13 protein-coding genes are annotated in these 14034 nt (G+C 59.3%); 11 read left to right on the top strand and 2 right to left on the bottom strand.

Features of this window, described 5'->3' with window-relative positions; translation table 11 throughout:
- Positions 1 to 332 precede the first annotated feature (332 nt).
- Entirely contained in the window at positions 333 to 698 is a 366-nt protein-coding gene (locus tag CAURIC_RS08575) for a WhiB family transcriptional regulator (protein ID WP_035114791.1), read from the top strand.
- A 124-nt stretch (positions 699 to 822) separates the two neighbouring features.
- On the opposite strand, the gene CAURIC_RS08570 is transcribed toward CAURIC_RS08575, so the two are convergent.
- A complete protein-coding gene (locus tag CAURIC_RS08570; protein ID WP_235700770.1) occupies positions 823 to 1239 on the bottom strand; it encodes a metallopeptidase family protein in 417 nt (138 codons plus the stop codon).
- 84 nt (positions 1240 to 1323) lie between these two features.
- Here CAURIC_RS08570 and CAURIC_RS08565 point away from each other — a divergent pair, with 84 nt between their 5' ends.
- The 3 genes from CAURIC_RS08565 (at position 1324) to manA (ending at position 4462) form a co-directional block, all read left to right on the top strand.
- Positions 1324 to 1755 (top strand): DUF3499 domain-containing protein, encoded by a 432-nt coding sequence (locus CAURIC_RS08565; protein ID WP_035114794.1) that lies wholly within the window; start codon positions 1324 to 1326, stop codon positions 1753 to 1755.
- Between the two features lie 101 nt (positions 1756 to 1856).
- The gene (locus CAURIC_RS08560; protein ID WP_290182488.1) at positions 1857 to 3260 is read left to right on the top strand and encodes a phosphomannomutase/phosphoglucomutase; all 1404 of its coding nucleotides are present in this window, start codon (positions 1857 to 1859) and stop codon (positions 3258 to 3260) included.
- 32 nt (positions 3261 to 3292) lie between these two features.
- Entirely contained in the window at positions 3293 to 4462 is a 1170-nt protein-coding gene (gene manA, locus CAURIC_RS08555) for a mannose-6-phosphate isomerase, class I (RefSeq protein WP_035114796.1), read from the top strand.
- A gap of 193 nt (positions 4463 to 4655) precedes the next feature.
- Here manA and CAURIC_RS08550 read toward each other — a convergent pair whose 3' ends face one another.
- On the bottom strand, positions 4656 to 5588 hold the full coding sequence (locus CAURIC_RS08550) for a hypothetical protein (RefSeq protein ID WP_035114798.1): 933 nt from the start codon (positions 5586 to 5588) through the stop codon (positions 4656 to 4658).
- Between the two features lie 305 nt (positions 5589 to 5893).
- Between CAURIC_RS08550 and CAURIC_RS08545 the strand changes: the two genes are divergently transcribed.
- From CAURIC_RS08545 to CAURIC_RS08515, 7 genes are all read left to right on the top strand, one after another.
- A complete protein-coding gene (locus CAURIC_RS08545; protein ID WP_035114800.1) occupies positions 5894 to 6265 on the top strand; it encodes a DUF4259 domain-containing protein in 372 nt (123 codons plus the stop codon).
- A 203-nt stretch (positions 6266 to 6468) separates the two neighbouring features.
- Positions 6469 to 7956 carry an adenosylhomocysteinase gene (ahcY, locus tag CAURIC_RS08540; protein ID WP_035114803.1) on the top strand — a complete coding sequence of 496 codons (1488 nt, stop codon included), beginning with the start codon at positions 6469 to 6471 and terminating at the stop codon, positions 7954 to 7956.
- A gap of 36 nt (positions 7957 to 7992) precedes the next feature.
- A complete protein-coding gene (locus CAURIC_RS08535; protein WP_035114805.1) occupies positions 7993 to 8694 on the top strand; it encodes a dTMP kinase in 702 nt (233 codons plus the stop codon).
- Between the two features lie 10 nt (positions 8695 to 8704).
- The gene (gene mtrA / locus CAURIC_RS08530) at positions 8705 to 9379 is read left to right on the top strand and encodes an MtrAB system response regulator MtrA (RefSeq protein WP_035114807.1); all 675 of its coding nucleotides are present in this window, start codon (positions 8705 to 8707) and stop codon (positions 9377 to 9379) included.
- A gap of 59 nt (positions 9380 to 9438) precedes the next feature.
- Complete coding sequence (gene mtrB, locus CAURIC_RS08525; RefSeq protein WP_035114809.1) at positions 9439 to 11178, top strand: MtrAB system histidine kinase MtrB; 1740 nt, start codon at positions 9439 to 9441, stop codon at positions 11176 to 11178.
- Positions 11175 to 12902 (top strand): MtrAB system accessory lipoprotein LpqB, encoded by a 1728-nt coding sequence (gene lpqB / locus CAURIC_RS08520; RefSeq protein WP_052095057.1) that lies wholly within the window; start codon positions 11175 to 11177, stop codon positions 12900 to 12902. The genes mtrB and lpqB overlap by 4 nt, the downstream gene beginning before the upstream one ends.
- A 542-nt stretch (positions 12903 to 13444) precedes the next feature.
- Entirely contained in the window at positions 13445 to 13837 is a 393-nt protein-coding gene (locus CAURIC_RS08515) for a ComF family protein (protein WP_235700771.1), read from the top strand.
- Positions 13838 to 14034 lie beyond the last annotated feature (197 nt).

Raw genomic sequence — 14034 nt, 5'->3', positions numbered from 1 at the left:
TTGTGGTCTATCAATCTCATATCGAGATTTTGCACTAGATATTGTGGTTAAAGGGTGTGGGGGTGCGCTATATCGTGGTCGTTGCTTGCTCCTGTTGATTTTGGCCTCAAACGATTCTGCGCCTGATGTTACTGATGTGACGCATGGGGAGTGGGGAACTTTCCCAAAGGTTGACGCAATGTAATTACCAGTGTGTAATCTTCACTGTAGTAATGATCGTGCAGGAAAGTCGTGTTCCTCATCATGGGGAAGTGACGTCACACCCAGTAGCGGGCTTTCGGGTTCAACTGGTTGGCTGTCAAACGTGTAGGACGCGCAGTTAGGAGACCACTGTGGATAAATCAGTAGAAACGGCCCTGAGTGGCCTCTTCGCTGATGGCTCTGTCGCAGTGGAGCGGGAGACTGACGTGGAAAGCAACGCGCCTAAGCGCAACCTATTCGACCTGACTCAGGACTTCGATCTGCTCTTCGATGCCGTAGAGCAGGACTGGCAGGAACAGGCGCTGTGTGCGCAGACGGATCCGGAAGCATTCTTTCCGGAAAAGGGTGGTTCCACCCGTGAGGCTAAGCGCATCTGCCAAGCGTGCGGGGTTCGCGACGAATGCCTTGAATACGCTCTGGAACATGATGAGCGCTTCGGTATTTGGGGTGGGCTTTCCGAGCGCGAGCGGCGCCGGTTGAAGAAGCGGCTGGGCTAGTTAGCTGCCCAGAGCCGATTCAGTTCAGTCAGCGGTGCAGCACCACCTCGGTAAGTCAGTGGTGCGGAGTTAATTCGGTGGCCTACGACGGAGCGCCACTTTTTCTGTGCTTTGCGTTTATAGGTTACTCCCACGAAAACTTCGGATCGATAGTCTCCGGTGTGACGTTCAGGTATACTGCGATGAGCTTGGTCAAGATTAACGTCAGCAGCTCCTGGAGTTCGAAGGACGTCTTGGTCCGCTGTTCAACGGGGCGTCGAAAAATAATCAACCGTGGGCGCGTGGGCTGGCCAGAGCGGTCAACCCCTGCGGGCACTAGCCGGCCAAGGGGGACAGGGCCATCGGCAACGACGTCTTCTGGCCACTGAGAATGCCCGGCGTTCAGGCGCATGCGGGGGACCACGTCGATTGCGACATCCAAACCAGCAAGCTCAGCCTCAAAACGCTCGTGCAGCGGCTGGTATGCGTCTAGGACACGCGCGTCGAACATTTCCGATCGAGTCTTGTATCGCGGCAGCTCAGGCAGAAAGATTCCTCGCATTCCCCGCCCCCGCGGGTCCCGTCTTACGCGCGTGTCATGTCCCATGGGTCAATAGTCTAGACCACACAAGCTAGAATACTGGGCGTGACTTTCATCCGACAATGTTCTCGCCCGGGGTGCTCCAAACCTGCCGTGGCGACCTTGGAGTTCAACTACTCCGAGCAGCGGGCTATCGTCGGGCCACTGAAGGCGGGCGATAACCCGCACCAGTGGAATCTGTGTGATAGCCACGCTAAGCGCACGACAGTCCCGCAGGGTTGGACTCTCGAGTTCAACGATGATCCGATCGAGCTCAACGACGAAGCAGACGAAGAAGAACTGCTCGCGCTGGCCCGTGCGGTGCAGCAAGCTCACGATAGCCAGGCTGACGGCGCTGAGGAATCCGCGGCAACGGATACTCCTCGGATCACTCGCAGGGAAGACCTGCCACAGCCCACCGGGCACCACCCGGCTAAGCGCAACCTGCCCACCAGTGCTCCGCGTAGGCATCTACGGACTGTCTCGCCGAAACGCTAAACTTCACATAAGCCGTGGGGAGCCCGAGAGCTAATGCTCGGGCCTAGTGCCACGCTTTCACAATGACAACTTTTACCGACCATATAAGGACGAATTCCACCATGACGGACGCACAGGCAACCGGACAGCACCAAACATGGTCCCGCGAGGACGTCGCGGCCATGATCAAGGCCTACGACGTCCGCGCCGTGGTGGGCGACCAGGCCGGTCAGCTCAATGAGGAATTTGTCGCAGCGGTGGGGGCCGCTTTCGCACGCTTGATGCGTGACGAAGGCGCAGCCATGGTCGTTGTGGGCCACGATATGCGCGATAGCTCGCCAGCTTTGGCTGAAGCTTTCTCACGCGGTGTGAACAGCCAAGGGTTAGATACCATCGGCATCGGGCTGTGCAGCACCGATGAGTTGTACTATGCCTCGGGCGTGAAGGACTGCCCTGGTGCCATGTTCACCGCATCCCACAATCCTGCTAAGTACAACGGCATCAAGCTGTGCCGTGCCGGTGCACGCCCGGTGGGCCAGGATTCGGGTCTGCAGCGGATCTCGGATGAGCTCGTCAACGGTATACCCGGCTTCGATGGGGGCCAAGGAACTCACCGCACCGAGGATGCCCTGGAGGGATATGCCGCCTACCTCAAGGATCTGGTCGACCTCGATATTCGGTCGCTGACTGTGGCTGTAGATGCCGGCAACGGTATGGGTGGCCTGACCGTCCCCGCAGTTTTTGAGGGCCTGCCACTGAAGTTACACCCCCTGTACTTCGAGTTGGATGGCAACTTCCCCAACCATGAAGCCAACCCGCTGGACCCCAAGAACTTGGTGGACCTACAGAAGTTCACCGTGGAGGTCGGTGCGGATCTGGGTATCGCCTTCGACGGTGATGCCGACCGCTGCTTCATTGTGGATGAAAATGGCCAGGCCGTTTCCCCGTCCACGATCTGCGCGATGATCGCCGAACGCTACCTGCGGTCCAACGAAGGTGCCACGATCATTCACAACCTGATCACCTCGAAGTCCGTACCGGAATTGGTGGAAAAGCATGGTGGCGTGGCTGTTCGTACCCGCGTGGGGCACTCGTTTATCAAGGCTCAAATGGCAGAATCCCAGGCCATCTTTGGTGGCGAGCACTCCGCGCACTACTACTTCAGCGATTTCTTCAACGCCGATTCGGGCATGTTGGCCGCTCTGCACGTCCTTGCAACGTTAGGCGGGCAGGATAAGCCATTGTCCGAATTGAAGCGGGCGTACGAGCTCTACCAGGCATCGGGCGAGATTAACTCCCAGGTAGCCGATCAAGAGGGCCGTACCGAGGCAGTGGTGCAGGCCTTCGCCGACCGCACGCGATCCACGGACCGGCTGGATGGCGTGACGATCGAGCTGACCGGCGGTGCCTGGTTAAACGTCCGCGCCTCGAACACCGAACCCCTGCTGCGCCTCAACGTGGAAGCCCCAACGACCGACGAAGTCGACACGATCGTCGACGAAGCCCTCGCTGTCATTCGGGCCTAATCGCTTCGCATTCGTTAAGGAGGGAAACAGACGTGGAAATTTTGCGAGGAAAGGTTCGCAACTACGACTGGGGTTCCACACAGGCCCTTGCTCAGCTGGAGGGCCGTACTGTGCCTTCCCAGAAGCCCGAAGCTGAAAAGTGGTTCGGCGCACACCCGGGTAGTCCCAGCGAGTTGGCTTCGGCGCAAAGCCCCACGACCCTCCTCGACCTGATCCAGCAGGACCCGCAGGCCACTCTCGGCCATGACGTCGCGCTGCGCTACGGTCGCCTGCCCTTCCTGCTGAAATTGCTGGCGGCGGACCGCGCCCTGTCCATCCAGGTACATCCCACTAAGCAGCAGGCAGAAGAGGGGTTTGCCCGTGAAAACGCGGAGGGCGTGCCCCCCGATGCTTTCCACCGCAACTACAAGGACGATAACCACAAGCCCGAGCTGTTGGTCGCCCTCACGGAGTTCCATGTACTAGCAGGTTTCCGTCCGGTCGCGCGCACCCTCGAGCTGTTCGACATCCTCGATGTTGCCCCCCTCGCTCCTTTCACTGCTCAACTGCAGCGCAGCCCCAATGGCCAAGGGATGCGGTCGGTGTTGCAAGGGTTCTTTACCCTAGATTCGGGTGATCTATCCCTTCTTCTCGACGCCCTCCTGCCCCGCGTCCATGACCTCGTGGGCGGGGCAGCAGGCCTCCCCGATTGGATGGTGCGCACCCTCCGCGGCATCGCCACCATTGCGGAGGAATACCCCGGGGATGTAGGAATCCTGGTGGCACTGCTGCTCAATCACCTCACGCTCCAACCGGGTGATGCGATATACCTGGCGGCAGGCCAGCTGCATGCCTACTTAAGTGGCTTGGGGGTGGAGATTATGGCGAACTCGGATAACGTGCTGCGCGGTGGTCTGACCAGCAAGCACATTGATGTTGCTGAGCTGATGTCTCTCGTGTCATGTGAACCCCTTGCAGATCCAACGTTGCGAGCCGATGCGGAGGGTTTTTACCTCACCCCGGCTCCAGAGTTCGACTTGCAGTGGCTCAAGCCAGGGCTGCGGCACGAGGTCGAGGGGCCCGCGATCATCCTGAGCGTTGACGATTCTGTGATTGTCGATGGCAACTCTTTGGCCCCGGCTGAGGCCGCGTGGGTGGGAGCAAATGATGCCACCGTGCAGGTCAGCGGCCGGGCATTTGTCGCCAGGGTGGGCAAACACTAAAAAGTGAAAGCAGCATGCATGTGCTTTGATTTCACCGGTTGGCTCCGGCGCTGCAAGCTGCGCGCGGGATTGCGCACAGCGTTTAAAAAAACCGCGCGGGATTGCGTACAGTGCTTACTGGGTTTCCGTCGTGTCAGTTACGTTGTTGGCAGTGGAACCCCAATTCGGAATAGGCCAGGGGCCATGGCGTGGCTTACTGGGTTTCCGTCGTGTCAGTTACGTTGTTGACAGCGGAACCCCAATTCGGAATAGGCCAGGGGCCATGGCGTGATGGGGGTTGAGGAGCCACCGTATCCGTTGTTTGAGGAGCGGTCGTCGGCTCGTTCGTCTGCTCCGGGTGCTGAGTCCCCGTAGTTCCCGGCTGGGTGGGCATCGGCTTTGCCGTGCCCGTGGCACCACTATCTGAACTTGGTTGGGTGGGCTGAGCGGTGTTGGCGGGATTCGTAGGCTTAGTTTGATTCGGGATAGGCAGAGGAATATCTGTGGGCACCCACTGCGTGGGAAGGCCGGGGATGGTCGGGATGTGCTGCTGACCGTTGCCCGTTTGGCCCTGGGGTGCAGTCGGTGTGGACGACGGCGCCTGCGGAGCCGGAACGTTGCTCGCAGTGCCGGGATTCAGCGGCTGGTTATTTTGCGTCTGCCCGCCCTCAACTGGGTTCACCGGGGACAGCTGCACCGTTTCGGTAGGGCCAGTTAGGCCGTTGGAGCGGGAACCGTCCCACGCATTCGGCGGAAGGTACGGATCGCGCCCTAATGCGGCAATGCCCGAACCCCGCTTGCCGCCCGTTTTGGTTTCATCTGACATTCCAGTGCTGGCCTCGGAAGGCAAGTTTGCGTGATCGCGGTGATCAGGTCGCGCGGTCTCATGGGAACCCTGGGGTAGATTCGTAGGGTGCCCAGTCGAAATTGAGGCGGCTTCTTGGCTGGCTGGGGATGCCCCCTTCATCGCAGAGTGGTCGGAACCAGTGGACTGCCACGACCACACGGCAACAATTGCGGCCAGGCCAAGACCGACCGTCGCGAAGCCGGCGATAAAACGACGACCACTCGACTGCTCGCCGCTATCTTGCGGCGTAGCTTCGGTGCGCTCGGCGGGGCGAGCGGGGTGGTTCCGCTCTTTGTCCATGGACCTGCTCCTGATGTGTGGTGTCTGTTAGAAAAACGTTGTTTTGTAGTGTTGCTCGCGTTCGATTCAATGTGGGGAATACGGATGGAAAGCTCGAAGCGAGGTCACAATTTGGTCACAAATACTCTTTGAGCTTACCACGACCGTCCTATTTGGCAAGGGTTAAAACAGCACGTGGCGTCGAAAAGAAAAAGGTTAGAGTGGGTGTCGAAACTTCGGCCGCCGCGACTGCAATACTGCAACGGTGCCGGAAAACTGCATTCGTTAAACAAGCTCCCACAGGCTGATATGAGGAAGGGTCAACAATGAGTAGCTGGGATGAATACATCTTTGCAGAGCAGGACAATATTGATTTTCTCGACGAGCTCGCAGACCTCGACGAACAGGACCTGTACGAGGCCCTTGAGGATGCTGTGAACTTGGGACTGCGCACTGAATCCCCAGATGACGTGGAATATCTCAACGGTTTGTGCGCTGCCAGCGTGGCTGCGATCTGGAGTGGGGCACCGTTTAGTTCTGGCGTGGTTGCAGAGGATTACAGCTTCATTCGCAGCCATATCGGCAGCTGCGAAACCAGCCTGCAGGAACTCAGCGCGCAGTTGCTGGACAAGGAACTGGAGCGCGCAGGCGACGAAGCATATGAAGGGCTGGAAACCTACGCGGAGGCGCTGAGCTAGATAGCTACGGAGGCGCTGAGCTAGATAGCTACGGAAGCGCTGAGCTAGTTAGCTGCTGAGCTAGAGAGCTAGGGCCACCTCATTGCCACACGAGCTCTGCAATTCGCGATCGGGGCACTGCGCTAAAACGTCGTGTCGAGGCGCTGCGCTAGAATAAACGCGCATTACATAGCCCGCCCCGTACTAGGAGTAAATGCAGACTCATGACTGACCTTTCCGTCGACCGCATCGGCAACCTCGAGTTCAAAGTTCGCGACGTGCACCTGGCAGAAGCCGGACGGCACCAGATCCGTCTCGCGGAGCACGAGATGCCCGGTCTGATGGAGCTGCGCCGTGAATATGCAGAAGAACAACCCCTAGCGGGCGCACGCATCGCCGGTAGCATCCACATGACGGTGCAAACTGCCGTACTCATCGAAACCCTGACGGCGTTGGGCGCCGAGGTCCGCTGGGCATCGTGCAACATTTTTTCCACGCAGGACGAAGCGGCGGCAGCCATCGTAGTGGGTGCGGGTACACCCGAAGAACCGCAGGGTGTGCCCGTGTTTGCATGGAAGGGCGAAAGCCTCGATGAATATTGGTGGTGCCTCGAGCAGATCTTCCAGTGGGGCACCGATGCCGATGGCAACCGTGTTCACGCCAACATGATCCTGGACGACGGTGGCGATGCCACTATGGCTGTCATCAAGGGAAAGGAATACGAGGCCGCGGGCGTTGTTCCGGATGCTACCGATGAGGATTCCGACGAGCACAAGGCATTCCTCGCCATGCTCACCCGCACCTTCAACAACGACCGCGGTGTGTGGACCCAGTCGGCTCAAACTGTTCGTGGTGTGACCGAGGAAACCACCACCGGCGTACACCGCCTGTACCATTTCGCCGATCAGGGTGTACTGCCATTCCCGGCGATGAACGTCAACGATGCCGTTACCAAGTCGAAGTTCGATAACCGCTATGGCACCCGCCACAGCCTGCTGGATGGCATCAACCGCGCCACCGATATGCTCATCGGCGGCAAGAACGTGTTGGTCTGTGGCTATGGTGATGTCGGTAAGGGCTGCGCCGAAGCACTCGCCGGCCAGGGCGCACGTGTGAAAGTTACCGAGGTCGACCCCATCAACGCCCTTCAGGCTCTGATGGATGGATTCTCCGTCGTGACGGTGGAAGATGCCATTTCGGAAGCAGATATTGTGATCACCGCCACCGGGAACTTCGGCATCATCAACTTCGAACAGATGCAGATGATGAAGGACCACGCGATTCTGGGAAACATCGGCCACTTTGACAACGAAATCGATATGGCCAGCTTGCTACACCGGGATGACGTTAAACGCGTGAACATCAAGCCACAGGTCGACGAATTCACGTTCCCTGCAGCCAACGGTGGCGAGGTCAGCATCGTCGTGCTATCCGAGGGGCGGCTGCTGAACCTTGGAAACGCCACTGGCCACCCCTCGTTCGTGATGTCTAACTCCTTCGCGGACCAGACGATCGCGCAGATTGAACTGTTCACCAAGGCTGACAACTACGACAACGAGGTTTACCGTCTGCCGAAAATCTTGGACGAAAAGGTCGCGCGGATTCACGTGGAAGCACTGGGTGGGCAGCTCACCAAGCTCACCAAGGAGCAGGCAGAGTACATCGGCGTGGACGTGGAAGGTCCATTCAAGCCCGAGCACTACCGCTATTAAAACAAAGATCCGCAACCCAGTAAGGAGCCGCACCTTATGATCATCGCCTTCGAAGGTGTGGATGGCGCAGGTAAAAACACGCTGGTCACGGCCGTGGAAGAAGAGCTCATTGCCCGCGAGATTCCCGTTGCCCGCGTAGGGTTTCCCCGCTACGAGCAATCGATCCACGCCCAGTTGGCTCAAGCTGCCCTCTACGGCCAGATGGGTGACCTGCTGGAATCCGTCCACGGCATGGCTACCATGTTCGCACTCGACCGGGCAGAGGTCGCCGAGGACCTCGCCGCCTTTTCCGCGGATGGCTACGTGCTCATCCTCGACCGTTACGTCGCATCCAACGCGGCGTATTCCTCGGCTCGGTTACATTCCAGTTCGGATCCCACGACCGCTACTGCAGTCGTCGACTGGGTAGCTGACCTAGAGTTCGGCACGCTAGGTTCGCCGTCTCCAGACCTGCAGGTCCTCGTGGATGTCGACGCCCACGTGGCCCAAGACCGCGTGGCGCACCGGGCGCACGAGGATTCCACCCGCGCGCAAGACCGCTACGAGGCGAATTCTCAACTGCAAGTAGATACGGTGGCTGCTTACCGCCGGTTGGCTCAGGACAGCTGGGCCAGTGAATGGCTCGTGGTGAATTTCGATCATGGAGCTGACGTGAAACAATGTGCACACACCGTGGTGGATACCATCGCGGGAAAGCTATCCCACGAAGACACCCTCGCTGACGACAATGGAAAGTAAGTGAAGTCCTATGGCACCAAAGATTCTGGTTGTTGACGACGATCCCGCCATCGCGGAGATGCTGACCATCGTCTTGCAGGGCGAGGGTTTTGACACCGTTGTGGTAGGCGATGGTGTGGAGGCCGTGAAGGCTGCCCGGGAGAACAACCCGGACTTGATTTTGCTGGACGTGATGTTGCCCGGCATGAACGGTGTGGATGTTTGTCGCGCTATTCGCGAGGATTCCACGGTTCCTATCGTGATGCTCACCGCACGCACGGATACCGTCGATGTGGTTCTCGGTTTGGAATCGGGCGCTGACGATTACGTGCACAAGCCATTCAAGCCCAAGGAGCTGGTGGCTCGCGTGCGTGCGCGTCTGCGGCGCAACACTGATGAAAAGCCCGAAAAACTGGAGATCTCCGGTCTGACGATCGATGTCTCGGGCCACCAGGTCACTCGCGGGGACGAGGAGATTCCACTCACACCCATCGAGTTTGACTTGCTGGTTACGTTGGCGTCGAAGCCCCGGCAGGTATTCACCCGTGAGGAGCTGCTGGAAAAAGTATGGGGTTACCGTAAGAGTTCCGATACCCGGTTGGTCAACGTTCACATCCAGCGCCTGCGATCGAAGATCGAGGTCGACCCGGATGACCCACGCATCATTCAGACCGTGCGTGGTGTGGGTTACAAGACAGGCGAATAGCTTTTCGCGAGCGCCCGCCGCCGTTCGCTATCCACCAACAAGGATGTAGACAGGCAACAGTGACTGCAGAGCAGAGCAAGAATCCCGGTACAGCAGTGGCTGTGGCCACGCCCGAACCCCGCAACTCGAAAGAGTTGTGGCAAGGTTTCGCGCAGCGGCCCATGACCACGGTTCGGCGTGCCGTGGAGTATTTCGCTCAGCGGTGGCAGAACTCCATCCAACTCCGCGTGATCGGCAGTGTGCTGTTGGCCTCCCTGCTGGTCACCGTGATCCTCGGTTTCGTGCTGATCAGCTTCGTGGGGCAGCAATTGCTGAACACCAAGTACTCCGCCGCCACCGAGGAACTGGATCGCGCCCGTGTGGCCGTGGAGGAGCAAATCAATTCCTCCGATGCCTCCAACCCTGTTGACGTTCGGTTAAGTTCGGCTCGCGCAGTTCTGGCTGATCGTTCCGGGGGCGTGGATCAATCATCTACGGCGGTGTATGACCCGGTTTTGATAGCCCGGGATGTCAACGACGGGGAAACTATCGCCCCGCCGTCAGCAAAGATTCCCAACGAATTGCGCCGTTTCGTGCAGCAGGGGCAAGTAGCCTACCAATACGAAACATTTGCCGGCCCTGGCGGATCCTATAAGGCGCTGGTCATCGGAACTCCGGTCTCGTCGGAGATCTCCGGTCTAGAGCTGTACCTAGTCATGCCCCTAGAGGCAGAGGAGACCACGCTGTCGCTCATGCGTGGCTTGCTGACCGCCGGTGCAATCGTGTTGCTGGTACTGCTCGTAGTCATCGCATGGGTCTTCTCACAGCAGCTAACCACCCCGGTGCGTACCGCCTCACGTATCGCAGAGCGTTTTGCTGCGGGGCACTTGCGCGAACGCATGGTGGTCACGGGCAACGACGAGGTCGCCCGCCTGGCCATCAGCTTCAACGACATGGCGGAAAAGTTGTCCACCCAGATCCGCAACTTGGAGGAATTCGGATCGCTGCAGCGGCAGTTCACGTCGGACGTCTCTCACGAGCTACGCACCCCGCTGACAACCGTGCGCATGGCCGCCGATCTGATCAACGACAATGCGGAGAACCTGGATCCGCTCACCGCCCGCGCCGCTGCGTTAATGAACAAGGAGCTCGATCGCTTCGAAACACTGTTGGGCGACCTGCTGGAAATCTCCCGTCACGATGCCGGTGTGGCTAACCTGTCCCGTGAGCGCGTGGATGCCCGGGGCGTGGTCCGCTCGGCCTTGGCTCAGGTGCACGTCATCGCCGAGGAGATCGGTACAACCATCGAAGTGAACCTGCCCGAAGAACCCGTCATGGTGGAAATTGACTCTCGCCGCGTGGAGCGAATCTTGCGTAACCTCTTTGCCAACGCGGTGGATCATTCCGAAGCTAAACCGATTATTGTCACCATGGCTGTGGGCAAGACGGCCCTGGCGGTTTCCGTGGTGGACCATGGTGTGGGGTTAAAGCCAGGTGAGGAGGACCTGGTATTCAACCGTTTCTGGCGCTCCGACCCATCCCGCGAGCGCCGCACGGGTGGCACCGGATTGGGGCTGGCCATTGCGCAAGAGGATGCCCGGCTGCACGGAGGTCGCCTCGAAGCTACGGGTGAACCGGGTGTAGGTGCTTGCTTCCGCCTGACGTTGCCACTGGTTGCAGGTAATCAAACCGAAGAGGCACCGTTGCCACTGGACATCGATCGCACTTTTTCCGTCGACGCCCACGAGGGTGCAAAGAACGAGTCTCCGCGGGCTGAAGGGGGCGTCGAACCAAAAGACGGCGAGGAAGGTAAAGCATGAAGAAAAACCTGACCACAGTGATTTGTGCGTGTAGTGCCCTGTCATTGGTAGCGGGATGTACTACTTTGCCGGGGAAGTCCACGCCGGAGGCCATCAGCTCCTACGCGCCCGCGCCGAGCCAGGTGGATGTGCCCAAACCCCGTGAGAATCAACCCAGCGACCTGCTGCTGCGTGACCTTTTCGCAGCCAGTGCTCACCCGTTGTCCCGGCACGAGGCAGCGCGCCAGTTTTTGACCCAAGAGGCTAGCGACCGGTGGGATTCGGAAAAGACGGTGCTGATTCTGGACCGCATCGATATTGCCTCCGACGGAGAGGCGACCGCTGACCACATCACGTACAAAGTGCGAGGAAATATCGTGGGGCGCTTGGGCGTGGGCGGGGTGTACCAGCCCGAATATACCGCGTTCCAAACCACGTACGAACTGGTGAAATCCGGCGATGAATGGCGCGTGAACAACCTGCCTAATGCCGTGGTGATGGATCGGGTGGACTTCACACGGGCGTACGAATCGCGGCCGATTTACTTCTTCAACCCGGAAGCCACCTCGTTAGTACCTGATCGGCGATGGGTGTACACGCGGCAGCAGTCGCCAGGGGCTTCGGTTATTTCTCTGCTCACGGCGGGCCCTCAGCCGGCCCTCGCCGATGGGGTCAAGCGACTGCTGCCCGAGGGCGCGACGGCTCAGGTGGCACGCTCGGATCAAGGAGGACTCTCCGTGGAGCTTTCCGGTGTCACTGACCTGTCGGCTGACGTGCGCAAACTGGTGGCGGCGCAAATCATTTGGACATTGGCTTCGGCCGATGTGCGTGGCCCCTACGAAATCAAGGCCGACGGCTCCCCGCTTCTTTCTGACCGTCCAGATGGCGTGATGCTACAGGACGTCAGCCAATACGATCCGAACGTGGCAGTCGAGGTGCCACTGCGCGCGGTCAGCAACGGAGTGATCTACCAGAATGTGGATTCGGGCAAGGCCGATGCCGTCGGTGGTTGGTTGCGGCAAGTGTGGGTGGAATCCGCTGCGGTATCTCCGCGAGGCGCTATCTTTGCGACCGTCGTGGGCCGCGGTGATGATCAGCGCCGGTTGATGGTGGGGGAGGAAGATGAAGTACCGCTAACCGCAACTCGAGCGAAGTCCCTGACCCGCCCAAGCTGGGCACCCGATGGCAATGCCCTGTACACCGTCGCCGATGGCAAAAAGATCATTCGGCTGGCGCGCAACACAGCCAGCGGCCTGCTGTCCGAATCAGAAGTGGATACAGGGGCGTTGGATTCCCTCTTGAGGGACAAAGGCCGGATCAGTGTGTTCCGAGTGTCTCATTCCGGTGCGCGAGCAGTAATGATCATCGACGGGCGGGTGTACGTTAGCGTGCTAGAAACCGGTGAGAACCGCACCTTAAGGCTGGGTAAACCCATGCAGGTCGCCAGCCAACTGGGTGATACGGCCGTTACGGCTGATTGGCACGTTGACGGCTCGCTCATTGTAGGGACCAGGGTTAACGACGCCCCCGTGTTCAATGTCGCCATGGATGGATCGGTGGTCACGCAGTTGTCGGCGCAAAATCTGTCGGCTCCAGTGGTGAGCGTGGCCAGTACACGAGACACGATTTATGCAACAGATGCGCGTGCACTGATGAAGCTGCGCTTTGATGACGAGGAGACCCGTTTCTGGCGCGAAGTGTCCTCGCTGCAGTCTCAGCGGGCAGTGCCGCTGCTGGCTTATTAGTTTGTGTGCGCTTGTGAATGCGCGGGCGTGGGCACACCACCTTTATGCGCGGGCGTGGGCACACACCTCTAATTGCAGAGGGGTAGCGCCTCTGCTCGCGTGTGCCTCCACGTCGCACGCACGCACTCGGCCTACTAGCGTAGAGATAGTACAAGGGGAGAATACGCAGCGAACGGGTCTAAGGGAGCCGTCAAAATAAGGGGGAGTGCCGCATGGGGCAGTGGCGGTTGTGGTTGCATGAGGCAGCAAACTTGGTGTTGCGTGCTGATTGTGTGTGCTGTGGCAGCGTGGTCGAGGGAGACGAACGTTTAGCTACACATCAATTGTGCGAAGCTTGCGAATTGGAATTGCTGAAACCGTGGGAACGGTGGAGCGCACCGGTGCTGGGGGCGGTGGGCGTCGGAATATATACAGCCGGTGCCTATGGTGGTGTGCGGAGAGCATTAGTGCTTTCAGCAAAGGACAGGCTACGGCCAGCCGCGATAACAATAGGCGGTCGGGTGTTCCGGCAGGGGCTGCGACACGTGGCGGCAAGGGGAGTGGTGCACGATCCGCGTGTGGCGCCGGTGGCGGTGATTCCTGCGCCGACTCGCCGCGCGTCGGCTCGTCAACGTGAAGGGGATGTGGTGTCTCGGATGGCGCACGAGGCCGTGGCTGTGTGGCCGAACGCGCGGGTATTTTCCGTTTCGTGGCTGGATGACCGCGCCCCGGATTCCGTGGGGCTGAACAAGCATCAACGCCGGTTGAATGTGGCACGGCACCTCCGGATAGATCCTGTCGCTGTGTTGGCGGTGCGACAATACGTGCGGCCGGAGGGGTCCGTGGTCATCATCGATGACGTATGCACCACGGGCGCGACTGTTGGTCAGTTGAGCTTGGCTTTGCGTGGGCAGGGGGTGCATGTAGCAGCAGTTCTGACGCTCGCGGGTGTGTGAGGTGCCGGGTGGTGGGGGGGAGGATGCCACGGGCCGGGAGGAACGAACCACAGAAAAGTGAGAAAAACCAATACCGGAGCATTAACCCGGAGCATTAACGTGGCCTGCGGGGTGACACTAGCTGGTACCAAAATTGGAATCTGTCGTTATTTAATGGGATTAAATGGGGTGCTCCGCACCCGCCGTGGTGAATTGTC

The sequence above is a fragment of the Corynebacterium auriscanis genome (assembly GCF_030408435.1).
GTDB lineage: Bacteria > Actinomycetota > Actinomycetes > Mycobacteriales > Mycobacteriaceae > Corynebacterium > Corynebacterium auriscanis.
Note: the sequence above shows the minus strand (reverse complement) of the source record. Positions and strands in the feature narration are given on the sequence as shown.

Bases quoted from the DNA above. Each gene is read 5' to 3' on its own strand.
- CAURIC_RS08570 (WP_235700770.1), bottom strand. From the start codon at position 1,239: ATGCGAGGAATCTTTCTGCCTGAGCTGCCGCGATACAAGACTCGATCG.
- CAURIC_RS08560 (WP_290182488.1), top strand. From the start codon at position 1,857: ATGACGGACGCACAGGCAACCGGACAGCACCAAACATGGTCCCGCGAG.
- CAURIC_RS08550 (WP_035114798.1), bottom strand. From the start codon at position 5,588: ATGGACAAAGAGCGGAACCACCCCGCTCGCCCCGCCGAGCGCACCGAA.
- CAURIC_RS08545 (WP_035114800.1), top strand. From the start codon at position 5,894: ATGAGTAGCTGGGATGAATACATCTTTGCAGAGCAGGACAATATTGAT.
- ahcY (WP_035114803.1), top strand. From the start codon at position 6,469: ATGACTGACCTTTCCGTCGACCGCATCGGCAACCTCGAGTTCAAAGTT.
- CAURIC_RS08535 (WP_035114805.1), top strand. From the start codon at position 7,993: ATGATCATCGCCTTCGAAGGTGTGGATGGCGCAGGTAAAAACACGCTG.
- mtrA (WP_035114807.1), top strand. From the start codon at position 8,705: ATGGCACCAAAGATTCTGGTTGTTGACGACGATCCCGCCATCGCGGAG.
- lpqB (WP_052095057.1), top strand. From the start codon at position 11,175: ATGAAGAAAAACCTGACCACAGTGATTTGTGCGTGTAGTGCCCTGTCA.